Annotated in this window: 20 protein-coding genes, 4 tRNA genes and 1 pseudogene; 12 read left to right on the top strand and 13 right to left on the bottom strand. The window is 63.4% G+C overall.

The window, feature by feature from the left end; all coding sequences use genetic code 11:
• Positions 1-52: 52 nt before the first annotated feature.
• Positions 53-1075 carry a CNNM domain-containing protein gene (locus tag F8O09_RS03060; RefSeq protein ID WP_158053894.1) on the bottom strand — a complete coding sequence of 341 codons (1023 nt, stop codon included), beginning with the start codon at positions 1073-1075 and terminating at the stop codon, positions 53-55.
• Positions 1072-2502, bottom strand: a complete 1431-nt coding sequence (locus F8O09_RS03055; RefSeq protein WP_225732834.1) for a hemolysin family protein — start codon at positions 2500-2502, stop codon at positions 1072-1074. The genes F8O09_RS03060 and F8O09_RS03055 overlap by 4 nt, the downstream gene beginning before the upstream one ends.
• A 1419-nt stretch (positions 2503-3921) precedes the next feature.
• Here F8O09_RS03055 and F8O09_RS03050 point away from each other — a divergent pair.
• Complete coding sequence (locus F8O09_RS03050; RefSeq protein WP_225732833.1) at positions 3922-4830, top strand: alpha/beta hydrolase; 909 nt, start codon at positions 3922-3924, stop codon at positions 4828-4830.
• Between the two features lie 722 nt (positions 4831-5552).
• Here F8O09_RS03050 and F8O09_RS03045 read toward each other — a convergent pair.
• From F8O09_RS03045 to serA, 4 genes and pseudogenes are all read right to left on the bottom strand, one after another.
• Positions 5553-5628 (bottom strand) — tRNA-His (locus tag F8O09_RS03045).
• 38 nt (positions 5629-5666) lie between these two features.
• Positions 5667-6293: an oligoribonuclease gene (gene orn / locus F8O09_RS03040; RefSeq protein ID WP_225732832.1), complete on the bottom strand. Its 627-nt coding sequence runs from the start codon at positions 6291-6293 to the stop codon at positions 5667-5669.
• A 22-nt stretch (positions 6294-6315) separates the two neighbouring features.
• A tRNA-Arg gene (locus F8O09_RS03035) sits at positions 6316-6388 on the bottom strand.
• Positions 6389-6471: 83 nt separating this feature from the next.
• Positions 6472-7674 (bottom strand): annotated as a pseudogene (gene serA / locus F8O09_RS03030) (phosphoglycerate dehydrogenase); the annotation flags it as partial.
• A gap of 96 nt (positions 7675-7770) precedes the next feature.
• On the opposite strand from serA, the gene F8O09_RS03025 reads away from it, so the two are divergent.
• The 5 genes from F8O09_RS03025 (at position 7771) to ettA (ending at position 13320) form a co-directional block, all read left to right on the top strand.
• Positions 7771-9279 (top strand): NCS2 family permease, encoded by a 1509-nt coding sequence (locus tag F8O09_RS03025; RefSeq protein ID WP_192497531.1) that lies wholly within the window; start codon positions 7771-7773, stop codon positions 9277-9279.
• Between the two features lie 4 nt (positions 9280-9283).
• Positions 9284-9808, top strand: coding sequence for a peptide-methionine (S)-S-oxide reductase MsrA (gene msrA, locus F8O09_RS03020; protein WP_158053891.1), 525 nt, complete (start codon positions 9284-9286; stop codon positions 9806-9808).
• Positions 9809-10115: 307 nt separating this feature from the next.
• Complete coding sequence (locus F8O09_RS03015) at positions 10116-10859, top strand: single-stranded DNA-binding protein (protein WP_192497530.1); 744 nt, start codon at positions 10116-10118, stop codon at positions 10857-10859.
• Complete coding sequence (locus tag F8O09_RS03010) at positions 10856-11362, top strand: DUF6993 domain-containing protein (protein ID WP_158053889.1); 507 nt, start codon at positions 10856-10858, stop codon at positions 11360-11362. Before F8O09_RS03015 ends, F8O09_RS03010 begins: the two co-directional genes overlap by 4 nt.
• Before the next feature lie 275 nt (positions 11363-11637).
• Positions 11638-13320, top strand: a complete 1683-nt coding sequence (gene ettA / locus F8O09_RS03005) for an energy-dependent translational throttle protein EttA (protein WP_158053888.1) — start codon at positions 11638-11640, stop codon at positions 13318-13320.
• 623 nt (positions 13321-13943) lie between these two features.
• Here the strand turns inward: ettA and F8O09_RS03000 are convergent.
• Positions 13944-14879 (bottom strand): acyl-CoA thioesterase, encoded by a 936-nt coding sequence (locus F8O09_RS03000; protein WP_158031077.1) that lies wholly within the window; start codon positions 14877-14879, stop codon positions 13944-13946.
• A gap of 298 nt (positions 14880-15177) precedes the next feature.
• On the opposite strand from F8O09_RS03000, the gene F8O09_RS02995 reads away from it, so the two are divergent.
• Entirely contained in the window at positions 15178-15915 is a 738-nt protein-coding gene (locus tag F8O09_RS02995; protein ID WP_158053887.1) for a hypothetical protein, read from the top strand.
• Between the two features lie 32 nt (positions 15916-15947).
• Here the strand turns inward: F8O09_RS02995 and F8O09_RS02990 are convergent, their stop codons facing one another.
• Genes F8O09_RS02990 through pepN form a run of 3 tightly spaced genes read right to left on the bottom strand, consistent with a single transcriptional unit; the run spans position 15948 to position 20153 of the window.
• Positions 15948-16328, bottom strand: coding sequence for a globin (locus F8O09_RS02990; protein ID WP_158053886.1), 381 nt, complete (start codon positions 16326-16328; stop codon positions 15948-15950).
• Positions 16321-17574 (bottom strand): mechanosensitive ion channel family protein, encoded by a 1254-nt coding sequence (locus F8O09_RS02985; protein ID WP_158053885.1) that lies wholly within the window; start codon positions 17572-17574, stop codon positions 16321-16323. Before F8O09_RS02985 ends, F8O09_RS02990 begins: the two co-directional genes overlap by 8 nt.
• Positions 17571-20153 carry an aminopeptidase N gene (gene pepN / locus F8O09_RS02980; protein WP_158053884.1) on the bottom strand — a complete coding sequence of 861 codons (2583 nt, stop codon included), beginning with the start codon at positions 20151-20153 and terminating at the stop codon, positions 17571-17573. Before pepN ends, F8O09_RS02985 begins: the two co-directional genes overlap by 4 nt.
• Before the next feature lie 145 nt (positions 20154-20298).
• Between pepN and F8O09_RS02975 the strand changes: the two genes are divergently transcribed.
• The gene (locus F8O09_RS02975) at positions 20299-20775 is read left to right on the top strand and encodes a ribose-5-phosphate isomerase (protein ID WP_158053883.1); all 477 of its coding nucleotides are present in this window, start codon (positions 20299-20301) and stop codon (positions 20773-20775) included.
• Between the two features lie 360 nt (positions 20776-21135).
• Here F8O09_RS02975 and F8O09_RS02970 read toward each other — a convergent pair whose 3' ends face one another.
• Positions 21136-21627, bottom strand: coding sequence for a Dps family protein (locus F8O09_RS02970; protein ID WP_158031082.1), 492 nt, complete (start codon positions 21625-21627; stop codon positions 21136-21138).
• A gap of 205 nt (positions 21628-21832) precedes the next feature.
• Here F8O09_RS02970 and F8O09_RS02965 point away from each other — a divergent pair, with 205 nt between their 5' ends.
• The gene (locus F8O09_RS02965; RefSeq protein WP_158031083.1) at positions 21833-22027 is read left to right on the top strand and encodes a hypothetical protein; all 195 of its coding nucleotides are present in this window, start codon (positions 21833-21835) and stop codon (positions 22025-22027) included.
• A 190-nt stretch (positions 22028-22217) separates the two neighbouring features.
• Here the strand turns inward: F8O09_RS02965 and F8O09_RS02960 are convergent, their stop codons facing one another.
• The gene (locus F8O09_RS02960; RefSeq protein WP_158053882.1) at positions 22218-22616 is read right to left on the bottom strand and encodes a hypothetical protein; all 399 of its coding nucleotides are present in this window, start codon (positions 22614-22616) and stop codon (positions 22218-22220) included.
• 354 nt (positions 22617-22970) lie between these two features.
• Here F8O09_RS02960 and F8O09_RS10390 point away from each other — a divergent pair, with 354 nt between their 5' ends.
• Positions 22971-23525, top strand: a complete 555-nt coding sequence (locus F8O09_RS10390; RefSeq protein ID WP_192497529.1) for a hypothetical protein — start codon at positions 22971-22973, stop codon at positions 23523-23525.
• A 198-nt stretch (positions 23526-23723) separates the two neighbouring features.
• On the opposite strand, the gene F8O09_RS02950 is transcribed toward F8O09_RS10390, so the two are convergent.
• Positions 23724-23797 (bottom strand) — tRNA-Gly (locus F8O09_RS02950).
• A 121-nt stretch (positions 23798-23918) separates the two neighbouring features.
• On the opposite strand from F8O09_RS02950, the gene F8O09_RS02945 reads away from it, so the two are divergent.
• Both F8O09_RS02945 and tig read left to right on the top strand, forming a co-directional pair.
• Positions 23919-23992: transfer RNA gene (locus F8O09_RS02945), tRNA-Pro, on the top strand.
• A 93-nt stretch (positions 23993-24085) separates the two neighbouring features.
• On the top strand, positions 24086-25543 hold the full coding sequence (gene tig / locus F8O09_RS02940; RefSeq protein WP_158053881.1) for a trigger factor: 1458 nt from the start codon (positions 24086-24088) through the stop codon (positions 25541-25543).
• Positions 25544-25616 lie beyond the last annotated feature (73 nt).

Raw genomic sequence — 25616 nt, 5'->3', positions numbered from 1 at the left:
GGCGGTGTCGGCCAAACGGCGCAGGCCGTGCCCTTGCCGCATCCGCAACCCGTCACAGCCGCAGACCGGCCCCGTTCGGCAGCACCCGTCGCAGCACATCAGACATCGTCACCACGCCGACGAACGCACCATCTCTCGTGGCGACGGCGAACTGGCGGCCGGTCTTTCGCATCCGCGCGAGGGCCGCATGCGCAGGCAGGTCGACGGCGAACTCCAACGGCTCTCGCACCAGGTCGTCGATGCGATCATCGTCATCGTGCAGCAACAGGTCGCGCACATGCACCACACCGGGAGTGCCGGGGCGTTCGACGAGCACCCGCAGGTGACCCGAGGCGGCGGCGACGTCGCGCACGTCTGCCGCGGTCGCATCCTGCGTGACGGCGGCAGGATGCGATGGTGCGGCAGGCAGCAGATCGGCGACCGTCAGCCGCTCGAGATCGAGCACCTGCGCCAGCTGGGCACGGAACGCATCGTCGAGCGTGCCCACGGCGGCCGAATGCTCGACCAGATGACGAATCGCCTCGACGTTCTGACCCCCGGTGCTGCGCGACTCGGCGGGGGAGTAGCCGCTGGCGGCGACGAGACGGTTGGCGATGCGGTTGATCCAGACGAGCAGCGGGCGCAGCAGCCAGGCCAGACCGCGGGCAGGCAGACTGACGGCGCTCGCAGCTGCCTCGGGGTGGGCGATCGCCCACGACTTCGGAGCCATCTCGCCGATCACCAGATGCAGGAAGGTGACGAACAGCAGTGCGAGCACGAAGGCTCCGCTGTCTGCCAGCCAGTCTGGCGCGCCCCAGGCGGCAAGGATCGGGCTGAGCCACGCGTCGACCGCGGGCTTGGTGATCGCGCCCAGCGCGAACGTGCAGATCGTGATGCCGAACTGGGCCACGGCGAGCATGATCGTCAGCTCGTTCATGCCGCGCAGCGCGGCTCGTGCGCGCAGGCTCGTCGCTGCGTCTGCCTCCAGCCTGGGGCGGCGAGCGGCCAGCAGCGCGAACTCGATGATGACGAAGAATGCGCTGAGCACGATGAGCACGGTGGTCGCGATCACGACGAAGAGCGGTGACTGCGTCATCGGTGGCCTCCCTCGGTGTCTGGGGTGGCCGGGTGCGTGTCCATCGCATCCACATCTCGCTCGATGAGGTGCAGCCGCAGCCGGCTCGGCACGAGCCGCTCGACCTCAAGCGCCGTGATCTCGAGCTCTCGCTGCACCGGTTCGCCCTCGGCGAGGTCTGCCGGGTCGGCGGGCAGCGCGACGGTCACAGTGTCACCAGGTTCGAGGAACGCGCCGCTCGCGCTGATCGCAAGGCCGGCGACGGTCTCGACGTCGTCTTCGGGCAGCTGTCTGCCGATGATGCGGGACACCTCGTCGATATGAGTGTCGCCGCCGACCTCCCAGCTCTGCGAGGGCTGATCGACGTGGATGCGGTGGAGCGCGCTCTCGCGGCCTCCGTCGTGCTCGTCGGTGATCTCGCCGACGAGCTCTTCGGCGACGTCTTCGGTGGTGATGATGCCGGCGAAGCCTCCGTATTCGTCGATGGCGCAGGCGAGCTGCGCACCGGCCTCGCGCATCTCGTCGAGCGCGGCGGGCAGCGGCATGAGGGTGGGCACGAGCACCGGGGTGTGCATGATCACCGAGACGGGGTCTGTCTCGGCACCGGTGTGTCGCAGCAGATCGATCAGCTGCACCACGCCGCAGGGGTCGGCACGGTCGTCGAGCACCGGAAAACGACTGTGCCCGTGGGCCATCTCGCGCCGCAGCTCGGCGACGGTCGTCTCATGCGTCACCGTCGCGACGCGCGACGCCGGGATCATCGCGTGTTCGACGTCGTCGCTGGGAAAGTCGAGCACACGATCGATGAGCACGGCCAGATCTGCCGGCAGATGTCCGCTCTCGCGGGAGTCGGCGACAGCCCGCCGCAGCTCTTGTGGTGAGGCGCTGGAATCGACGTCGTGCACCGGTTTGACGCCGATGAGACGCACGAAGAGGTTGGCCGCGACGTCGAAGACGGTGATCAGCCAGCCGAAGACGGCCAGGTAGATCTGCGTCGAGCGGGCCAGCCGCAGGGCGAGCGGCTCGGGTGCCGAGATCGCGAGGTTCTTCGGGTACAGCTCGCCGAAGATCATCTGCACGATCGTGGCGATCACGAGCACACCGATGGTGCTCACCGGAATCGTGACGGCGGCGGGAACTCCGAGGCCTCCGAAGATCTGGGCGAGGGAGTCGCCGATCAACGGCTCGGCGATGTATCCGACGAGCAGGCCGGTGACGGTGATGCCCAACTGCGCGCCGGAGAGCATGAACGAGGTGCGCTTGGTGACGGCGAGAGCTCGCTGGGCGCGTCTGTCGCCCGTCTTGGCTCGGGCGGCCAGGCCGGCTCGGTCGACCGACATGTAGGCGAACTCCTGCGCCACGAAGTAACCGTTGACGACGATGATGACCAGAATCAGCACCACGCCGAGCAGCAGAGAGAGCAGCAGAGAGAGCAGCAGCCCGGTCATGAGGCGCTCGCCTCATGGGCGATCAAACTGGCCAGCGGTGTGGCGGGCTGATCGGCGATCGGCCTGTGGCAGCGAGGTGCGGCCCCGCCAGGGTCGTCAGCGAGCGGATGCGAGCGCGCGTGACGGCGGATCGAACGGTGTCGTGGTGCTCGGCGTGCGGTAGGCGTTGAACCCAATTGGCGAGTCGCTCCTTCATTCGCGGCTGGTCGCATGAGTGTAGCAGGAGTGGTGGGTGTGGGCACTGCGGCTGACCCGGACATGGGTACTGGCCGCGGCCTGCTCTTGGATGAGCGGCTAGATCAATTTAGCGATGTGACATGCACCTGCGACAAGTGTGCTGCAGTGCGACGCAACACCTGGTTCTCCATCTGCAACTCACGAGTCCGCTTGAACGCCTGCGCGTTAGGTCGCATGGTCTCCGGGGCGTCACTGGCAAATAGCTCGTGAGCTTCCAACTGAGTTCTACGACCTAGGCCTGGGACGGGGCCTTCGAGATTAGCAAATCCGGACATACCTGCTTCTGCACAATCCTCGACTCCACCAATCTCATGGCGTCCTGCTGGAACTCACCACTGAACTGATTATTGAGGCCGCATCAACATCCTTCCGCACAGCCCAAAAGCCATGCACTCTATAACCTCAACCAAACTTGCAGCAGGCCCTAGGGATCACGGGTTGCGATCGGCCGACCCGAAGCCAGGCAGTCACGAGAGCTTTCAACGTGTGGTGCAAACAGCCAGCCATCATCGCGGCTGCCCTCAACGACCCTGTCGGGCCATCCTCCGCTTCAAGGATTTCCCTTGGTCTTCTCGTTAGACTTCACGCGCGGTGCCGGAGTTCCTCGTCAAGTCAGTGATAAAAGATTCGACACCGTCATCATCACCGCCCCGACCTAGTTCGAGACTGCACCCTTCCAACAAAGGTCGAGGCAGAGGACATAGCCGCCAGTGGGCAATTCCGTTGACCGTCTACGGGTACTCTTCCACAGTATCAACTGACAATTGAGATACGATCGTTGACAGCACTACAGCACTGACCCTTATACACAGCGTAAGCCCCAGACCAGAAGACGATGTCGGCTTTGCCGACTTCAATGTGACTTGCTTTGAACTTGCTCAATGAATGTTCGTCACGGACATGTCGGCCGGTACAGACAGACTGGGCGGGGGAGGGAGAACATTCATGGCAAAAGCGGTCCAAGGTAGCGAAGTTGCTTACCCTCCCATGCTGGCCAACTGTTTCGCGGCAGATGGTTCAGACCGCTGAGGGTTCTGAGGTCATGGGGTGACTCAGCCAACACCTAGAGACAAGGCTACATACCTGAGGCTTTGAAGCCAAAGACGGGCACTTCGACACGAGCAAAATCGCATGACCCTCTCTAGCTGATGTGGTTCCTGTGGGGTCATGACAAACGAATAGGTGACTGAGCGTTCGTACGTTCAATGCAACCGCCAGGAAGGATTTAGGAACACAATGAGCCACGCAATACCCTATGCACCTCAACCGAAATACGGAGAAGTGGCAGAGTACCAGCTCGGGCCACTCTCGATGCTCGATTCGAACGCGCCCCAGGGAGCATTGCGTCAGTTGGTGCATGACCAGAGCGCGATATACCCGGAAACCAGCAGGAAGATCTGGTTCAAAGAGCCACCGAGCGTAAGAAAAGGGATGCCTGTCGAGGTCATTTTCTTTCAGGATGGCAGCTTATACCTCGACCCCGATGGCCCCGTACGAGCTGGACAAGTGCTCGACAACCTCGCAGCAAATGGATTGATCCCTCCAACGGCCGGAATCTTTGTTGATCCAGGTGTCTACCCGAAGAGGAACAATAGTAAGAACCGCAACGCAGAGTATGACGCATTTGACGCCAGATACGCGACTTTCCTTGTGGATGAGATCCTTCCGCTGGCGGTCGACAACTCACCGTCATTGTCTTCGCTCGCAGACAAATGGCTCATATGTGGGGGAAGCAGTGGCGGAAACTGCGCTCTAACGGCTGCATGGCTACGTCCAGACCGCTTTAAAGCAAGCATCTCGTTTTTGTCCAGCTTTCCGCAAATGCCAGGCGGAAACCCATTTCCTAGACTAGCGGTCACGAACCCGCAAAGATCGATACGGATATTCATGCAGACAGCTCAGTTCGATCTGAACCACGGCAAGCCCAGAGACAACTGGTTCGCCGAGAATCTAAAGACCGCAGCGGCGCTGGATCTGACGGGTCACGAACTGCGCTTGGTTGTAGGGCAAGGGGGACATAGTCCCAACCATGGAGGCGCGCTTTTGCCTGATGCTCTGGCTTGGACTCTGAGCAACTCCAGCAAGAGATGAGTTGAGCTAGTCAATCAGAAAACATGGTTTAGGCTTCTCTGGCTGCAATTCTCAATTGTTGTTACTGGATATCCACGATGGTGGTCAACTGGACTGGTCTGGGAATATCGATGCAACATATGCATGTGAATTGCAAGGAAGTGCCAACCAATACACTTTCACGTTGATGACTGTCACGTTCACAGTATCGAAACTGGTTTTAGGATCGACAGTACGTGTCGGAGGTATTTGAACGTCTCGACAAGTGCGATGCACTCGTGCGCATGACGATGAGTACGCCGATGCTCGCTAACATCTCCATCCCTCGTTGACCCTGCTGGGCAGCTGTGCGTACATCTATGCCCGCTGCAACGACGAGAATCGCAGCCTCTGCAACCAAGCGTTCTTGCACGGACTGCATATCGAGGATGACGGGAAGACCCGCAGTAAACTCGCCAGACCATGACATACGCTCAAAGATCCCGAATTATGACTAATCGCCCTGACATGGGGAAACACGCAAAACGCGAACGCTGAAAACCTGCCGAGAACAATTCGACTGCCGAAAGCTCACACCTCGACTGCATGGGGTGGATAACGGGACTTGAACAGCATCACTATCGGCTGATCCTTGACAAGAAACTTCCGTGGGTTGCATATCCGCAGATGTCTAGGCTGAAGTCAGAATGTTGGCATAAATGTTGGCATCTGACATCTGAGAGCCTTACTCCCCAGTAGTTTACTGGGGTGGCTAACGGGACTTGAACCCGCGACATCCGGCACCACAAGCCGGCGCTCTACCAACTGAGCTATAGCCACCATGTGCACTCGATCGCTCGAACGCAGCGCGTTTTATCTTACTGGTTTTGCAGCAGCGACGCGAATCGGGTTTCTGAGGCCTCGCATGCGGCCGTCGCCTCGGCGCTCGTCGGCCCGGGTTCGGCCACGATGAAGGTGCGGCGGTAGTAGTCGAGCTCGCGAATCGACTCGATGATGTCGGCCATCGCGCGGTGACCGCCATGCTTGTCAGGGGAGTGGTAGTAGGCCCGCGGGAACCACCGCCGTGCAAGCTCTTTGAGGCTCGACACGTCGATGTTGCGGTAGTTAAGATGCTCGTCCAACTCAGGCAGATCACGTGCCAGGAAGCCGCGGTCGGTGCCGATCGAGTTGCCGGCCAGCGGGTTCGCCTGCGGTCGCGGAGCATGCTTCTTCACATAGGCCATCACCTGATCGTTGGCTTCGGCCAGCGAGATTCCGTCATCGAGCTCGTCGAGCAGACCCGACTCGGTGTGCATGTTCCGCACGAAGTCATTCATGCCGGCCAGCGCATCCGCCGACGGCTTGATGATTAGATCGATGCCGGCGTCGCACACATTGAGGTTCTCGTCAGTCGCGATCACGGCGATCTCGATCAGCTCGTCTTTCTGCAGATCGAGGCCAGTCATCTCGCAGTCGATCCAGATGATGTTCTTGCCGTGTGGCACAAGGCCTCCAAGTGGTTCTGAGTCTCCCCGGCAGGATTTGAACCCGCGACACAAGGGGTAGAAACCCTCTGCTCTGTCCACTGAGCTACGGGGAGAGGCACCGCAGTCGGCACCCAACGATGATACACCGTCGGGCGCCGAGACTGCGGGCGTTTGTGTGGGCGACCGGGCGCGGAAGTCAGCCCATGATGCGCAGGCGGATGGTCTCATCCATGCCGCGCAGCGCATCGAGCACTGATTCCTCGACCCAGGCGTTGACGTCAGTCACCGCGTAGCCGATCTGGCCGCGAGTGGCGAGCACCTGGCTGTCGATGTTCACGCCGAGATCGCTGAGCGTGTTGTTGACCTTCGCAAGCACGCCCGGAATGTTGCGGTGGATGTGGGCGATGCGGTGGATGCCATCGGTCCAAGGCAGCGTCAGCACCGGCAGGTTGACGCTCAGGCTGGTGTCGCCGTGCTTGATGTAGTCGATGAGCTTGCCCGAGACGAAGCGACCGATGTTGCGCTGGGCCTCTTCGGTCGAACCGCCGATGTGCGGGGTGAGAATGACGTTGTCGAACTCGGCGAGCTTGGTCTCGAAGGCGTCGCCGCGCTTCTTGGGCTCGGCGGGGTAGACGTCGATCGCCGCACCGCCGACATGGCCGCTCTTGACCGCGTCGTAGAGGGCCTCGATGTCGACCACGTGGCCGCGTGAGTTGTTGATGAACATTGCGCCGTCTTTCATGGCGGCGAACTGCTCGGTGCCGAAGAAGTTGGTGTTCGACTTGCGGCCGTCGACGTGCAGGGTCACGACGTCGCTCTCTTCGAGCAGCTCGTTGAGCGTGTGCCGGCGTTCGGCGTTGCCCATCGCGAGCTTCTCTTCGAGGTCGTAGAAGACGACCTTCATGCCGAGGGCCTCGGCGACGACCGAGAGCTGGGCGCCGATGTTGCCGTAGCCGATGATGCCGAGCGTGCGGTGACGCACCTCGTGCGAGCCGGTCGCAGCTTTGTCCCAGATGCCTCGGTGCGCCATCCGGTCTTTCTCGGGAATGTGGCGCACGAGCATGATCAGCTCGCCGATGACCAGCTCGACGACCGAGCGGGTGTTCGAGTATGGCGCGTTGAATACTGCGATGCCACGCTCTGCGGCGGCAGGCAGGTCGATCTGGTTGGTGCCGATGCTGAACGCGCCGACCGCTTCGAGCTGCGGGGCATTGGCGAGCACGCGATCGGTGACGTGGGTCTTCGATCGAATGCCGAGCACCGAGACGTCGGCGAGCTTCGAGATGAGCTCGTCTTCGTCGAGCGCACCACCGACGGTGGCGACCTCGAAACCTCGGGCCTTCAGATTTGAGACGGCAAGCGGATGGATGTTCTCAAGAAGTAGGGCTTTCTGCACCCCTTCATGGTAGCTCTCAGCCTGCTAACTTGTGAACCTGTGACGGGGCTGAGCGCGCTAGAATGAGGCATTCCTCTCCACCGAAGAAAGCGAACGCCCTTGTCAGGCTCTCAACAGCATCCAGACACCGCAACGAAATCAGCCGCGACAGCAGAGACGGGCGAGGCGCAGCCCCCGTCGCATCCTGCGTGGATCGAACGCGTCTTTCACGTCGCCAAGCGCGGCTCGACCGTCGGCACCGAGGTGCGCGGCGGGCTGGTCAGCTTCGTGGCGATGGCCTACATCGTCATTCTGAACCCCCTGATCATCGGCGGGTTCTCGCCCGACCAGGCGGCGGTGGATGTCGCAGGCGGCTTCCTGCCCAACAACCAGGTCGCAGCGGTGACGGCACTGACCGCCGGCGTGATGACCATTCTCTTCGGCTTCGTCGCGAACCTGCCGTTCGGACTCGCCGCAGGTCTCGGCGTGAACTCGTTCCTGGCCGTAAGCGTGGTCGGCGAGGTCACCTGGCCCGAGGCGATGGGCCTGGTCGTGATCAACGGCATCGTCATCACGATTCTGTCGCTCACCGGTCTGCGCACGATGATCTTCGAGTCGATTCCGCAGCAGCTGAAGACGGCCATCACGGTCGGCATCGGTCTGTTCATCGCGTTCATCGGCTTCGTCGACTCGGGGCTGGTGCGGTCGACGGGCTTCAACTCGCCTCCGGTGCAGCTCGGCGAGGGCGGCTCGGTGCACACCTGGCCGGTCGTCATGTTCGTGGTGTCGCTGATCATCATCGCCGTGCTCATGGCGCGAAAGATCAAGGGCGCACTGCTGATCGGCATCGTCGCATCGACCATCGTGGCAATGATCCTCGAGGCGGTGCTGCACCTCGGCAGCTCGGTCGACAACCCCGGCGGGTGGGGCCTCAGCGTGCCGCAGCTGCCCAGCAGCCTGTTCTCGCTGCCCGATCTCAGCCTGGTCGGCAACTTCGACTTCGGCGCGTTCGGCCGCATTGGTTACCTGTCTTCGATCATGCTGATCTTCACCCTGTTCTTCACCAGCTTCTTCGACGCGATGGGCACGATGACCGGCCTCGCGAAGGCGGGTGGCCTGGCCGACGAGAAGGGCAACTTTCCTCGACTCAAGTCGGCGATGGTCATGGAGGGCGTCGCCGTCGCAGCCGGCGGTGCGACTTCGGGTTCGGCCAATACGGTGTTCGTCGATTCGGCGGCCGGCGTCGGCGAGGGCGCGCGAACCGGTCTGGCCTCGGTGGTCACCGGCGCGCTGTTCCTGCTGGCGATGTTCTTCAGCCCGCTGACCACGATCGTGCCGGCTGAGGTCGCCTCGGCCGCCCTGGTCGCCGTCGGTTCGCTGATGGTGTCGCAGATCAAAGACATCGACTGGAGCGAATACTCGGCCGCGCTGCCGGTCTTCCTGACGATCACAGTAATGCCGCTGACCTACTCGATCGCCAACGGCATCGGCGTCGGGTTCATCAGCTGGGTGCTGGTGCGGTCGATCTCGGGCAAGGCACGTCACATCTCGCCGCTGCTCTGGATCGTCTCGATCGGTTTCGCGGTGTACTTCGCACGCGGTCCGCTGCAGGCGCTGATCGGAGGCTGATCGCATGGCTGAGATCGTCGTCGTCGGCGGATGCTTCTGGTGTCTCGACTCCGTCTTTCGTCACCTGCGTGGTGTCGAAGAGGTCATCAGCGGATACGTCGGAGGCAGCGTCGAGCATCCGACCTATGAGCAGGTGTGCACTGGGATGACCGGGCACGCCGAGGCGGTCAAAGTGGTGTTCGACGAGCAGCAGCTGCCCGTCGACACGCTGCTCGACGTGTTCTTCACGCTGCACGACCCGACGACGCTGAACCGGCAGGGCAACGACGTGGGCACGCAGTACCGCTCGGCGATGTTTCCGGCGGATGCCGCCCAGCGTGAGACCTTCGAGCGTGCGATTCAGCGTGCCCAGGAATGGTGGGACGCGCCGATCGTGACGACGATCGAGCCGCTCGGCGCGTTCTGGCCGGCGGAGGACTACCACCAGGACTTCTTCGCCAAGAACCCGGGGCAGGGGTACTGCCAGGCGGTGATTCCTGCGAAGGTGGCCAAGGTGCGGCGGCGTTTCGCCGACCTCTTCGTCGACTGACTGATTGCTGAGCGGTGCTAGACCTCAGCCGCAGCATCTCTTGCACCCGTGTGAGCGGCTCTGCATCGACCTCAGCTTGGAACCTGCCAGAGGTTGAGGCCTTGCACCCGTGTGAGCGGGTCTGCATCTGTGAGGCGATCGCAGGTGCGTTGGGGCAGATGACTGGCAGATGCAGTCCGCACAGCCGGGTGCAGTGGTCGAAGTTGTGCACACTCGCGTGCACAGAGCTGCGATGGTGATGACGACTGGCGATGCTGGCAACAGGAACTCGACCACCGGGTCGGGTCGCATCCTGAAGGAGCCCGCCATGAGCATCGACACCATCGCAGTCAACGGCCTGGTCGCCACTGAGCCGCAGACGAACTTCACTCGAGATGGCAAGCCCATCACTTCGTTTCGGCTCGCATCGAACCAGCGACGCTTCGACCAGAAAGAGGGGCGATGGGTCGACGGCGATACGAATTGGTTCACAGTGACCGCATTCCGGCAGCTGGCCACGCATGCTCAGCAGAGCCTCTTCAAAGGTCAGCGGGTCTTGGTACAGGGCAGGCTGCGCGTCAAGCAGTGGCAGAACGAAGAACGCTCGGGCACCACGGTTGAGATCGTCGCAGACAATATGGGGCACGATCTGGTCTGGGGCATCAGTGCGCTGACCAAACCCGAACGCCAGCCTCCAGCTCACCTGCAGCAGGAGGGCGCGCCTGACGAGGTCTCTGGTGCAGAAGACTCCTTTCAACCGGCAGATGCAGATGCATCCACTGGTGCGCCTGAGGGGGGCGCAGGTGCGTCTGGGCTTGGCTCAGGTGCGTCTGACGCTGGCACAGCGTCTGCGACCGGTCGGGTGCACGTCGATGCCGCAGCGTTGACGTCCGAATCTGATGTGCAGACAGTGGAAGGCAACGGTTCCACGACGGGTGCGCTCGATGACGCTGCGTCACACGGCGGGCTCGAAGATCACGGCGACAACTGGACCGACGCATCCGCACAGCCCCGAGGCTGGAATGAGCCCGGCATGCAAAGCGACCGGGCGGCGGCTACGCTAGGCGGGTGACCATTCGAACCGCCAGCTCTCGTCGTCAGCCGTCTTCTCGCCGAGAATCGGTCGGTGTCTTTCGTGCCCGGTCTGCCGTTGCGGGAGTGTTCGCGGGGGTGCTGACGGTGGCCGCACTTGCTGGCTGCGCTCAGACGAACAATGCCTCAGCGCCGTCGACTCCGGCACCCGCTGCGAGCGCTGCGGTTTGGGCGCCCGGCGGCACCGCGGAGCAGAACCTGCCGGCGTTTCAGTCACTGCTGCAGCCGCTGACCAATGACGACAAAGTGCCGACGACACAGTCTGTCGTCGACGCCGTGCACTCGGTCGGGGTCACCAACGACCAGATGCAGGTCACCCCTGACCGCACACCGAAAGACCTGGATGCCGACAACCTGTCGGTCTCGGTCAAGAGCGACGATCAGTGCCTGGTGGGGCAGTACCATCGCGGGCGATTCGATGCTGTGGTGGCTGCGCCGATCAACGGGGCCTGCCTCGTCGGCAACACTGTGCCGCTGCAGTAGCGTCGCTGGGGTGCCCCTACAGTAGCGGTGTTGGGGTGGTCTGCGGCAGTGTCACGTGTATGAGTGCAGCTGGAGTGCCCCTGCGCGAGTGTCTCTGCATGAGTCCTCGGCAGCGCTGCTGACTGTGCCCCTGCGCGAGTGTCGCCGCACGAGTCGTCCGACAACGATGAGGTTGCGACGAAGCGGCGCATGGGGCGGCTTCGCCCGCAGCGGAACCTCTTGCCGGGTCGCGCGGCAGCTCCATGAACGGGCTCCCAACCCATAGAATGGTGCGCATGGCTGAATACATTTACCAGATGGTGCGCGCCCGAAAGGCGCATGGCGACAAGGTCATCCTCGACGACGTCACCCTGGCATTCCTGCCGGGCGCGAAGATCGGCGTGGTCGGACCGAACGGCGCCGGCAAGTCGAGCGTGCTCAAGATCATGGCCGGGCTCGACACGCCGAGCAACGGTGAGGCGCGGCTCACGCCAGGCTTCTCTGTCGGCATCCTGCAGCAGGAGCCCGAACTTGATGACGAGCTCACCGTGCTCGAGAACGTGCAGCAGGGAGTCGGCGAGCTCAAAGGCAAGGTCGATCGGTTCAATCAGATCAGCGAAGAGCTGGCCAACCCTGATGCTGACTACGACGCGCTGCTCGAAGAGATGGGCAAGCTGCAGGAAGACATCGATGCGGCCGACGCCTGGGATCTGGACTCACAGCTGGAGCAGGCGATGGATGCGCTGCGACTGCCCCCGTCTGATGCCATTGTGAAGAACCTCTCGGGCGGTGAGCGTCGTCGCGTGGCGCTCTGCCAGCTGCTGTTGAAGAAACCTGATCTGCTGCTGCTCGACGAGCCCACGAACCACCTCGACGCCGAGAGCGTGCTCTGGCTTGAGCAGCACCTGCATTCGTACCCGGGTGCCGTGCTCGCGGTCACCCACGACAGGTACTTCCTCGATCACGTCGCCGAGTGGATTCTCGAGCTCGACCGCGGTCGCGCCTACCCGTATGAGGGCAACTACTCGACCTATCTTGAGAAGAAGAAAGACCGTCTTGAGGTGCAGGGCCGCAAGGATGCCAAACTGGCGAAACGTCTCGAAGACGAGCTTGACTGGGTGCGAACAAACCCCAAGGGGCGGCAAGCCAAGAGCAAGGCTCGTCTGGCTCGCTATGAAGAGATGGCCAACGAGGCCGAGAAGACCAAGAAGCTCGACTTCGAAGAGATCCAGATTCCGCCGGGCCCGCGCCTTGGCGACATCGTGCTCGAGGCAGAGCACCTGCACAAGGGCTTCGGCGATCGCGTTCTGATCGACGACCTCTCGTTCACGCTGCCGCGCAACGGCATCGTCGGCATCATCGGTCCGAACGGCGTCGGCAAGTCCACGCTGTTCAAGACGATCGTGGGGCAGGAGAAACTCGACGGCGGCAACCTCAAAGTCGGTGAGACGGTCAAGATCTCGTATGTCGACCAAGGGCGCGAGGGAATCGATCCCAAGAAGAACGTCTGGGAGGTCGTCTCTGACGGGCTCGACTACATTCACGTCGGCCAGGTCGAGATGCCCAGCCGTGCATATGTGTCGGTGTTCGGGTTCAAAGGCCCCGATCAGCAGAAGCCTGCGGGAGTGCTCTCGGGCGGTGAGCGTAACCGGTTGAACCTTGCGCTGACCCTGAAGCAGGGCGGCAACCTGTTGCTGCTCGATGAGCCGACCAACGACCTGGACGTGGAGACGCTGTCCAGCCTCGAGAACGCACTGCTCGACTTTCCCGGCTGTGCCGTGGTCATCACCCACGACCGGTGGTTCCTCGACCGAATCGCGACGCACATTCTCGCGTACGAGGGTGACGATGAGAACCCGGCCAAATGGTACTGGTTCGAGGGCAACTTCGACGCGTACGAGAAGAACAAGGTCGAGCGCCTCGGCGAGGATGCCGCTCGCCCGCACCGCGTGACCTACCGCAAGCTCACGCGCGACTGATTCGTCCAGTCGCCTGCGCGCTGACACAGCCGTGCGTTCGGTCGGCCCGAACCCAAGCAGAGCCGGGCATTGGCCTTCTTGCACGCCGGCTGAGCTGTGCGTTCGGTCAACTCGTATACAGCCGCTGAGCAGGGTGTTCGAAAGGGTCCTGTTCCAGATCTTATGAGATCTCGGAACAGGGCCCTTTCTTCTTGCCGTCAGGCGTGGCACGTTCTGCACTTTCGGTGACGGGCAGGGTGGTTCTGGTTGTCGAGTGTGTAGAAGGTGTGGGGATCGGCGGCGCGAGGTCTCAGGTTCTGTGCTCTCGGTGACGGGCAGGGCGGTCCTGGTTGTCGAGTGTGTAGAAGGTGTGGGTATCAGTTGCGCGAGGTCGCAGGTTCTGTACTCTCGGTGGAAGGTGTGGCGGGTTCTGCACTCTCGGTGAGGGTGCGGCAGGTTCTGCACTCTCGGTGACGGGCGGGTGGCCTTGGTTGTCGAGAGTGGGACAAGTTCTGCACACTCAGCGGGAGCAGAAGTCGGTTGGTTAGTGAGAGCAGAAGTCGGTTGGTTAGTGAGCGCAGACCTGGGTCGGTGAACGAGTGCCAGAACCCCGCCTACTCGGCCCTCGTCGGCGTCACTCCGCGCTACTCGGCCTTCTTGAGGTTCTCGGGCTTGAACTGCGGCAGCCGCACCAGGCCTTCCTGAGCCACAGTTGCGATCAGATCGCCGCCCTGCGTGAACATGCGTCCCTCAGTGAGACCGCGGCCGCCCTGGGCGGTCGGCGACTCCTGCACGTAGAGCACCCATTCGTCTGCTCGTGCCTGCCGGTGAAACCACATCGCGTGGTCGAGGCTCGCCGTGTTCAGCCCCGGGTACGCCCACGGAATCCCGTGCCGCCGCAGAATCGGCTCAAAGGTCGTGTAGTCGCTCGCATATGCCAGAGCCGCAGCGTGCAGCGCAGGGTCGTCGCCCAATGCCTCCCGCGTCTTGATCCAGACCGCCTGGAAGGGAATGTCCTCATCCTCTTTCGGCACGCTCACATAGATCGGCGACGGGTAGTGGCGCATCTTGAACGCACGATAGTCGGTGAAGTAGCGTCGAAACGCCTCGGGAGCACCGCGCAGCGTCTCTTCGGTGGTGGGCAGCTCGTCCGGGCCGGGAATGCCGGCCGGCGGCCGAATCTCATGCTGCAGCCCCGCATCCACCGTCTGGAACGACGTGATCAGCGACAGAATCGGCTCCCCATGCTGATACGCCTGCACGCGTCGCTGACTGAACGAGCGCCCGTCGCGCAGTGTCTCGACCGAGAAGTCGACCGGAAGCTCGATGTCGCCGCCGCGCAGAAAATAGGCGTGCAGCGAGTGCACAAACCGGCCGTCGGGCACCGTGCGACTCGCTGCGGTGAGCGCCTGCGACAGAATCTGCCCGCCGAACACGCGCCCGGTCGGCATCCAGTGCGAGGGGCCGCGAAAGCCCTGCTCGCCAGGATGCGCGGCAGCCACCTCTTCGAGGCGCAGCACGTCTTCGATGTGCCGAACAGGCGCGATGTTGTCGAGTGCGTAAGACCGGTCAGCGGCCATTGGTGACTCCTTTGTGACAGCGGACGAAGGGCAGAGCCCGCAGGACTGGGCAAAGCATGCAGCGCGTTCAGCCATGATCTGACGGCGGATGCGTCAGCACGGCCCGTCGTGCAGCGCACCGTCGCGAGCTGGCTCGCGACGAACATCGCACCCTCGGATTATAGGCACGGCCGAACAGCCGCTCTGACCACGGCAGCCGTCGCTGGTATATGTTGTCGGCATGGCATTCGGCGACAGTGACTCATCACCAGGCTCAGCTCCTGATTCAGCTCCTCGCTCATCCTCTGGGGCAGACCCGATGGGCGGCACAGACGCAAACGAGGCCTTCGACATCTCGAGCCTGCTCTCGCGCCCCGGCGCCGCGCCCGCGCCAGACCGCCTCCATCTGCTGGATGCGCATGTCGTAGCCGACCTCGAGCAGTTCGTGGCGCGGGCGCGTCGCCTCGACGACGGGGCCGCAGTCTGGCTCTCGGCGCATGATCGCGCCTTGGTCGCCACCGCGTCACCGCTGTTCGCCGCGGGCCTGAGCGACGCCGCACCGACCCTGCTCGGGGTCAAGGTGCTGCCGCTGGCGAAGCCTGCCCGGCTGCAGTACGTGGTGCACGCGCAGGCGCTGAGCGACCGTCTCGTGCGCATGCATCGCGAGGGTGACACGACGCTGCGCACGCCGCCCGTCGAAGTGCACGAGGTGTGGACTGCGGTGACTCCGCCGCGATCTGGCTGGCAGCGCGTCGCCGAGGTGTCGGTCGAGCAGGTGCGTGAGGTGGCTCGCGCCGGCATCGACGAGATCGCGCAGGGCGTGCCCGAGCTGGCCGGCGAGCTGGCCGTGCACGAGCTGCGTGGGCGCGTCTGGGGCCGTTCTGCGGATGCTTTGGCCGGGCTGACCTCTGGCCTCGCGTTCACGCTCGACGCGTTCGGCTTTCTGCCGTCGCAGCAGGAGCAGACTGACATCGTGCGCCTCTTCCACAACGGCATGTGGCAGCGAGCCGCGGCACCGTTCGGCGACGCCATCGTGCGCCTGCCCAGCCGGCTCTGACCGACGAAGGCCAGCACCTCGGCCGGGCGGGGTCACTCTTCGAAGGTGTTCACCATCGCCTGCGCCGCGCGGTCGAAGTAGTCCCACAGCATCGTGCGTGCGGCGGGGGAGGGCGCAACCTCGTCCAGCGCGGCCGCCATGCAGCGCTTCCAGCGATCTCGAGCATCCGGATTCACCTTGAACGGCATATGCCGCATGCGCAGGCGGGGGTGACCACGCTCTTGGCTGTAGGTCGTGGGCCCGCCCCAGTACTGCGTCAGAAAGAGGGCCAAGCGGCGCTCAGCCCCAGCAAAGTCATCGGCCGGATACATCGGCGCGAGCACTTCGTCTTCGCGAATGTGCACATAGAAGGCGTGAGCGAGGCGCTCGAAGAACTCCTGCCCGCCCACTTCGTCGAAGACCGTCTCAGCCACGTTCGGGGCCTTTCTCGTCGGAGGTATGCTCACGGCGAGGCGGCTGCCAGTCGTTGTCCGGGTGCTGCCGTGCCTCAGGGTGAACCTCGTGCTGCTGCGGATGCTGCGGTCGCGCCGGCTGCTCGTGCTCTGCGCGCTGTGCCGCCGCCTTGCGGTGTTTGCGCAGACGAGCCTTCGCCTTGCGCCTCTCGGCCGGAGTGTCGGGCACGCCGCGCGTCGCCGCGTCGATCTCGGCAGTGGTCGCGTGCACCGGGGCCTCCTGCTCGCCACGCCCGGTGAGCAGCGGGTCGGCGATCGTACGCCCCTTGACGCGGGGGTTGTCCGACTCGATGGTGGCTCGCAGCGTCGATGTGGTGGCGGTGTGCACGTCGTACTGATTGAACAGCCGCAGGATGCGCAGGCGCAGTTCGCGAGCGACGTCGTCCTGCTGACTGGGGCGCGTCTTGATCGCCAGTTTCACGACCATGGTGTCGCCGGCAAGCGCGGTGATGCCCCAAAGCTCTGGCTTGCCCTCGATTTTGCGCAGCCAGTAGCGCTCTTTGATCATCTCGCGGCTGGCGGTGAGCATGAGTTCCTGCACGGCCTCGAAATCAGAGTCGGTAGGCAGGTCGACCTGCACGATGGCGCGACCCCAGCCCTGCGACTGGTTGCCGACTTTGAGAATCTCACCGTTGCGCACGTACCAGAGCGTGCCGTCGGCGGCGCGCACGCTCGTGACGCGCAGCCCGACCGCCTCGACCGTGCCGCTCACCGTGCCGAGGTCGACGACGTCGCCGACGCCCAGCTGGTCTTCGAACACCATGAATATGCCGGTCAGAAAGTCTTTGACCAGACTCTGCGCGCCGAATGAGACGGCGACGCCGAGAATGCCGGCGCTGGTGACCAGCGCACCGGTGTTGAACCCAAGCTCGCCGAGCACCGAGATCAGGGCGATCACGACGAGCGTCCAGGTGATGACGTTCGAGGTGACCGACCCGATGGTTCGCGTGCGCTGCACGACGCGAGCCTTCGACAGCGGCGAGACGAGCAGGTCGGTCGTCTTGGTGATGTCCTCTTTGCCCTTCACACCGCTCACGATGCCGCGAACGATGCGTCTCGTGATCAGCAGCAGCACCCAGCGCAGCACCAAGGTGACCACGATGATCATCAGGATGTTGCCGACTTTGCTCCACTCATTGAAGAACTTGCCGAAGAAGGCGAACATCGACGCGAGCCACGCCGGGGTGTCGATCTGGGCCAGGATCATGCCGCGCCCTCTGCACCCGCCTCGGCGTCACGGCGCTGCACTTTCAGAGCGCGCTCGACTCCGTCCAGGTTCTCGATCACGATTCGACGCAACGCCTGCGGCGCATCCTCATGATCGCCCAGCCAGGTCACGGCCGCCTGCTGCAGACGCTCGTCGGCCAGAGCGCCGGGGAACGTCGCCTCGAAGATCTGGTCGGCCATGTGATACGACCGCTCGTTCCAGACACTGAGCAGATGGGCGAAGTGCTCGTCGACCAGGCCGTCGAGCAGACGGGTGTCGAGTGCGCGCTGCAGCCCGTAGCCCATGTTGCGCACGGTCAGGTTGGTGAGCGACTCGTCGGTGTGAATGCGGTGCGCGGTCTGCAGCTTGTGATCGGCGTCGGGGATGGCCGCCCGAGCCCGCGCGGCAGAGAGCAGGCCGGTCGCGGTGTGATCCTTTTCGAGTGCGACGTCGATCTCAGGGTCGCCAGCACGCCCTGCGGCGACGAGAGCGATGAGCAGCTCCCAGTCGAGATCGGTGTCGATCGTCAGCCCGGGCAGCACGAGGTTGCCGCCACGCAGTGCCTCGAGCACGTCGAAGTGCTCGGCGTCGACCGCGAGTGCGGCAAAGCTGCGCACGAACTGGAACTGCTGGTCGCTGCCGGCCTCGGCGTTCTGCGCGAGCTGCCAGACGGCGTTCGCGGCGGCCTCACGAGCCTCGGCACGGCTGTCGGGAGCGGCGTACGATCCGGTCACGGTGACCAGCTGACCGAGCACGGTGCGCAGCGTCGTCGACTGGTCTTCTGCACTGACGTTGCCCAGCACGGTCTGAGCGAACTCGCGTGCGGCGAACTCGGTGTCGCGGGTGGCGTCCCAGAGTGCGCTCCAGACGATCGCGCGGGCGGTTGGGTCGTGCAGATCTTTGAGGTGCTCGAGTGCGGTGTGCTGCGAGCGATCGTCGAGGCGCACCTTGGCATAGGTGAGGTCGTCGTCGTTGAGCAGCAGCAGGTCGGGCATGCGCTTGCCGACCAGTGCGGCCACCTCTGTGCTGGCGCCGTCGATGTCGGTCTCGATGCGATCGACCCGGGTGAGCCCTGAGCCGGTGAGCTCGTACAGCCCGATGCCGAGACGATGCGGGCGCAGTGTGGGATGCGACTCCGGCGCGGTCTGCTCGATGCGGTACGCGGTGATGACGCCCGTCGCATCGGTCTCGACGACGCTGCGCAGCATGTTCACGCCGGCGGTCTCGAGCCACTTTTTCGACCAGTTGTGCAGATCGCGGCCGCTGGTGGCCTCGAGCTCGACGAAGAGATCCTGCAGCTCGGTGTTGCTGTGCGCGTGCTTCGTCAGGTACTGATGAATGCCGGTGAAGAACTCACGGCGGCCCACGTAGGCGACCAGCTGCTTCAGCACGGATGCGCCCTTGGCATAGGTGATGCCGTCGAAGTTGACCTGTACGTCTTCGATGTCGCGAATCGCGGCGAGAATCGGGTGCGTCGAGGGCAGCTGGTCCTGGCGGTATGCCCACGCCTTCTCGGTCGAAGCGAAGGTCGCCCAGGCGTCGTGCCACTCCGTCGCCTCGGCGACGGCCAGCGTCGAGGTGTACTCGGCGAACGACTCATTGAGCCACAGGTCGTTCCACCAGCGCATCGTCACCAGATCGCCGAACCACATGTGCGCCAGCTCGTGAATGATCGTCACGACGCGGCGCTCACGCATGGCGTCGGGCACGTTGGAGCGGAACACATACGCCTCGGTGAAGGTCACCGCGCCCGCGTTCTCCATGGCGCCGGCGTTGAACTCGGGCACGAAGAGCTGATCGTACTTCTCGAAGGGGTACGGCACGTTCCAGAGATGCTCGAAGAAGTCGAAGCCCTCGCGGGTCTTCTCGAAGATGTAGTCGGCGTCGAGGTGCTCGGCCAGCGAGGTTCGCGTGTAGACGCCGAGCGGAATCGTGCGACCGTCCGAGCTGATCAGTGACGAGTGCTCGTGATGGTACGGCCCGGCGATGATCGCAGTGATATAGCTCGAAATGCGCTGGGTGGGGTCGAACCGCCACGTCTTCGCCGGGCCCGAAGCAGCATCCGCCGCATCGACGCAGGATGCGACCGGCGTGTTCGACACGACCGTCCAGTGCGCCGGAGCCGTCACGGTGAACGTGAACGACGCTTTCAGATCGGGCTGCTCGAACACCGGGAACATGCGGCGTGCGTCGGGCACCTCGAACTGGGTATAGAGGTAGACCTCTTGATCGACTGGGTCGACGAACCGGTGCAGTCCCTCGCCGGTGATCGAATACCTCATGTCGGCGTCGATGACGAGTTCGTTGTGCTCGTTCAGGTCGGGCAGCTCGATGCGCAGACCGTCGCTCACGACCTCTGGTGCGAGGTCGGCGCCGTTCAGGGTGATCGAGTGCACCTGGTCGGTGACCGCATCGATGAATGTGGATGCTCCCGCCGCGGCGTCGAAGACGACTCGCGTCGTGCTGCGGAACGTGGTCTCGGACGCTCCGGAGAGGTCGAGCGTCACCTCATAGCTGCCGACCTCGAGCAGTGCGGCACGTTCCTGGGCTTCGACGCGGGTGAGATTCAATCCGGGCATTTTCTCTCCATCCTGAGAATCGACATCTGCCATCAGTCTAGGCGCAGGGGATGAGCGAACTCTGTGTGTCACGGCGCTGTTCGCCACGGGCGAGTGCGGGTGCGTGTGCGCCTGAGCGGTCGACGCACTCACTACGATTGGGGGTATGACACAGCTGCCGATTCTGCACATCGCCACCGACCACGCCGGGCTCGATCTGAGTCACCACTTCATCGAGCACTTCAGCGGGCTCGGGTACGAAGTGCACGACCACGGGCCGCAGAGCTATGACCCGGTCGACGACTACCCAGCGTTCTGCATCGCGGCGGCTGAAGCGGTTGCAGCCGACACCGCAGAGGGCCGGTTCGCGCTGGGCATCGTGATCGGCGGTTCAGGCAACGGCGAACAGATCGCCGCCAACAAAGTGACCGGCATTCGCGCAGCGCTGGCCTGGAGCGAGGCGACGGCCAAGCTCGCACGGCAGCACAATGACGCGAATGTCGTGGCGGTCGGAGCTCGGCAGCACACCGCCGACGAGGCGACGCAGCTGGTCGAATGGTTCGTGCAGGAGCCGTTCAGCGGTGACGAACGTCATGTGCGGCGCATCCGCCAGATCGCGGACTACGAGGCGCAGCGCAGCTGAGCTGCATCTCTGCGCGGCATCCAGGCATACCATTTGCCCCTGCGCTGTAACTCTGCACGGTATCCAGCCATGCCATTTGTCGTCGAACTGATTTCAGCCATCCTAATTAGCTCTGGGTGGGATCCAGACATGGTATTTGTCGTCGAACTACTTCCAGACATGGAACTTTCCATGTCTCGATGTGCTGAGGCGTCATTTGCCATGTCTCGATCTGAGGGGCGGGTCCGTTCCACAGCCTGAAGTGCGGGGTGGGTATGTCCGACGGCCCGATGGCACCCAACCGTCAGCAGGCACGAAAGAAGGGGCAGAACCCGAAGGCTCTGCCCCTTTCCGTTCGTGGGGGTGACTCAGAAGACCGGACTACGCCTCAGCGATGTGCGCGAAGAAGAACCAGCGATCCTTGTCGAGCCCACGCTCGATCTCGATCGCGACGTCCTGGCTCGACAGATCGATGCCGTCAAGCTCGACGACTGCAGTGTGAACGACCTTGAGAGCCGCATCGATGTTGGCGATCGCGGCGGCAATGGTGTCGGGCGACTGCTGGAAGCCGTCGGCGAGCACCGGCGACGTGGTCTGCTCCGAGACGGTCTGCAGACGGCCGTCGACCGGAAGGCCGAGAGCGACGACGCGCTCGGCGGCAAGATCAGCCCAGTCGCGAGCATGAGCGACGAGGTCGTCGAGCAGCTCGTGGATCGGACCGAAGTTCGCGCCACGCACATGCCAGTGCAGCTGCTTCGCATTGACGCTGAGCGCGGTCAGCTCGACGACGACCGGCTGAAGGAACTGGGCGACGCCGGAAACGGTGTCGGGGGTTACTGAGGTCTGAACGGGTGCAACGGTTGATGTAGTCATATCTGAGGGCTCCTTTCGAACTCTTGAACATCACACTAGGCACCTCAATCGGCAGCGTCAATGCAGTTGAGCCTTGGCTAAGCGACTCATGGGAATAGGGCGTTCGCCCATGAAGAAATACGACGTTCTCGCTATCTTTCCCAGTAAGAGATGAGTATCGTGAGGTGCGTCAGAAGCTGTATCTCAGGACGCAGAGGAGAGACTCATGGGAGTGTTCGAAGACGCCAAAGAGACGCTGAAGGCCGGCGCCGAGAAGGTCGGAGACGCCGTGCACGAGGGCGTCGATCGCATCAAGGACAAGGCCGACGAAGTCAAGGCCGAGGCCAACGTCAAGAAGGCAGAGGCTGAGAAAGAGTCGGTCGAGGCGCGCAATGACGCGAAAGAAGAGCTGCGCGACTGACAGCTAGTCGACTTCAGAGAGCAGGGGCTCGGTCAGTGTTTCGACCGAGCCCCCGCTCTTTTTCTGTCTGCTCGGTCTTCTGCGTACTCGTCTTGTGACCGCTCAGCTGCTTCGCGGGGGCGCCTCCCCGCGTCCGCGGCGTCGGTCGTCCGACGGGCCTATCAGCGTGTCGCCTGACCCCTCAGTACGATCAGTGCGCTGCGTCTGAGCCGTCCATCCGACGCTGGCGCTCGATCTCACGCCCGAGGTCGACACGGGCGCGCGCCTTTCCCGCAGACTGCAGCAGATCGTGTGACGCCTCGACGCGTGCGATCGCGCGGATGAGTCGGGCTGCTGACTGCTGCTGCTCGGAGAGCGCAGCCATCTGAGCAGCCAGCTTCGCGTGCTCGGCCTGGTCGTGACGGTCAGCTGGGCGAATCCCGCGCACGAGCAGGGCACACGCCAGGCAGAGCAGCACGAGGCTCATGAAACCCATGGCGACGATCATCACTACAGAAGAAAGCATCGCTTCCGATCGCATCGCGAGCAGCATCCCTGCGACTGCAACGGTGATCGCGGTCCATGCGACGGTGATGCGGGTGAGATCCATGTGCGGCCTCTCTGTCTTTCCGGTGTCTGGTGTGCGGTTTCCAGCGTCCGGTGTCCAGTGCGTGGTCTCCAGTGTCTGGTTTCTAGGGGCCGGGGCCAAGGCATCCTTGCGCACCGCGCTCCGAACTCTGCGGCGGCTGCTGCGCCTCGAACGAACCATACTGTCATGTCGGGCTGGCTGACGCACTTCGGCATGTCGGGCTGCCTGGCGCACTTCGGCATGTCGGGCTGACTGACGCACTTCGGCCAGCGTGAACGAAGGCAGCTCTGCGCGCAGCGAGCTGCCTCAGCGGGCGAAGGACAACCTCATCTTCACCATCTGGAGTCGGCGACCTGATATTCGTACACTGCGGTCATGGCAATCTCCTCTGACGTGACATCCCCGGCGACCGAGCCAGCCTGGACGACCTCTCGGATAGACCGGCTGCTGAGCTCGCGGCTGGTCGGCGGGTCGAACGCGGCCCTGCGACTGGCAGCTCCGCCCCAGGGCGCGCAGCGCGTCTGGCGGTCGATCGCTCTGCTGCTGTCTCTCGAGGTCGTCGTGGGCATCGCGACGCTTGTTGTGGCTTTCGCCTTTCGTCATGTGGATGGTCTGGTGACGCCCGCCTCATGGTTCCGCGGCACCGTGGTGCTTTTGATGACGTTCACGCTCTTCGGCTTCGCTTGGGCGGCACGCCGCGGCTACTGGTGGGCTTACTGGCGTCTGCGCCTCTTCAGCCAGATCTTTCCTGTGGTCACTCTGGTCATCGCAGCGGTGCCCGGTCTGTATCCGCTCTGGATGACGATTGAGCAGATCGTCTTCAGCGTGCTGCTCATCGGAGTCGGCGACTTCTTGACAGGGGAGCAGATGCGGGAGTGGTACCCGAACCCAAAACGTCAACCAGACGCCTACGTGGCAGTGCACGTCTAATTGGTGCGCTCGCTGACAGCCGGGCAGTCAGCTGCGCCTTCTTGCAATAGCCAAAGGTGCGCTTGCTGGCAGCAGGATGGTGCATTTGCCGCTGACAGTGTCGCCAACACATTTGCCGACGTTGCGACCAACTCACGTTTCGAGTTGGTGCAACGACGGGTGTCGCGTGTGGTTTCGCCTATCTGTGCGGAACCGGTGTGGAGCGGGCGACGGGAATCGAACCCGCGTAGCTAGTTTGGAAGACTAGGGCTCTACCATTGAGCTACGCCCGCATGTCTCAACGACAACTTGAGCACGAGGTACGAGCATACCTGTTTTGCGCTAGACTTGCACGGGCCGTTCGACGAGGCCACGTGCGAAGTGCGGTCTTCTGGGGTCGCACAGGCATGAAAACGGGATGTAGCTCAGCTTGGTAGAGCACTCGCTTTGGGAGCGAGGGGTCGCAGGTTCAAATCCTGTCATCCCGACGGACAGGCCGGTCGTGCCGGCGAACCGTCCTTCAGAGTCGCAAGACTCGAAGACGCCATCCGGCGGAACGCGAAGAAAGAGGAGACCAATAAGTGTCCAGCACCATTGAGCAGCTGAGCCCGACTCGAGTCAAGATTCACATCGATGTGACTCCCGAAGAGTTCAAGCCTGCACTGGAGAAGGCCTACAAAGAGATCTCGAAGAACATCCAGATCCCTGGTTTCCGCAAGGGACATGTTCCTGCTCCGATCATCGACCAGCGTGTCGGCCGCGGCGCCGTCATCGAGCAGGCGATCAACGACAACCTCGACACCTACTACCAGAGTGCGGTGCGTGAGCACGATGTGAAGACGCTGGGTCGCCCCAACGCCGACATCGTCGAGCTGCCGAACGTCGAAACGCTGCAGGGCGATCTGAAGATCGCGGTCGAGGTCGACGTGCGCCCGGAGTTCGAACTGCCTGACGTCGCCGATGTGACCGTCGAGGTCGAGCCTGCGGCTGTGACCGACGCCGACGTCGACGAAGAGCTGGAGCACCTGCGCGAGCGGTTCGCGACGCTGACCAAGGTCGAGCGTCCCGCTGCCAAGGGCGACTTCACGACGATCGACCTGCAGGCCAAGATCGACGACGAGGTCATCGACGACGCATCGAACATCTCGTATGAGATCGGTTCGGGCCAGCTGCTCGACGGCATCGACGAGGCGCTCGAGACGCTGACCGCAGGCGAGACCACCACGTTCGAGTCGAAGCTCGTGGGCGGTGACCACGAGGGTGAGACCGCTCTGATCGAGGTCACGCTGAACGCCGTCAAGGAGCGCGAGCTGCCTGAGGCCGACGACGACTTCGCTCAGCTGGCGAGCGAGTACGACACCATCGCCGAGCTGCGCGACAGCCTGAAAGACGAGGCTGCGAAGCGCAAGAGCACCGAGCAGGTCGGTCAGGCCCGTGGCAAGCTCGTCGAGGCGCTGCTCGAAAAGGTCGAGCTTCCGCTTCCCGAAGATCTCGTCGACGCCGAGGTCAAGGCTCATCTCGAGCAGGAGGGCAAGAGCGAAGACGATCCGCACGCAGCGGAGGTTCGCCCTGATGTCGAGCGCGGCATCCGCACTCAGCTGCTGCTCGACAAGGTCGTCGACGACCTGCAGGTGCAGCTGGGGCAGGACGAGCTCTCGCAGTACCTCGTGCAGCAGTCGATGCAGTACGGCATCGAGCCCAACGAGTTCTTCAAGATCATCAGCGAGCAGGGGCAGCTTCCGGCCCTGTTCGGCGAGATCTCGCGCAGCAAGGCGATTTCGACTCTGCTCGGCAAGGTGAAGGTCGTCGACACCGACGGCAACACCGTCGACCTGAGCGAGTACCTGCCGAAGGATGCCGAGGCTGAGGCCGATGAGACGGCAGAGCCTGCCTCTGACGAGTCTGCCGAGGACGCCCTCGATCAGGTCAAGGCTCCTGCGAAGAAGGCACCGGCGAAGAAGGCCGCAGCGAAGAAGGCTCCGGCCAAGAAGGCGGCGGCCAAGACCGCTGCTGAGGCTGAAGAGACCGACGCCGAGTAGTTCGCCGTCGACTCGCAGCAAAAGCGGGGTGCGCCCAATGCGGCGCACCCCGCTTTTGCGTTGTCACGGCGAG

Source organism: Pseudoclavibacter sp. CFCC 11306 (assembly GCF_008831235.1).
Classification (GTDB): domain Bacteria; phylum Actinomycetota; class Actinomycetes; order Actinomycetales; family Microbacteriaceae; genus Pseudoclavibacter_A.
Note: the sequence above shows the minus strand (reverse complement) of the source record. Positions and strands in the feature narration are given on the sequence as shown.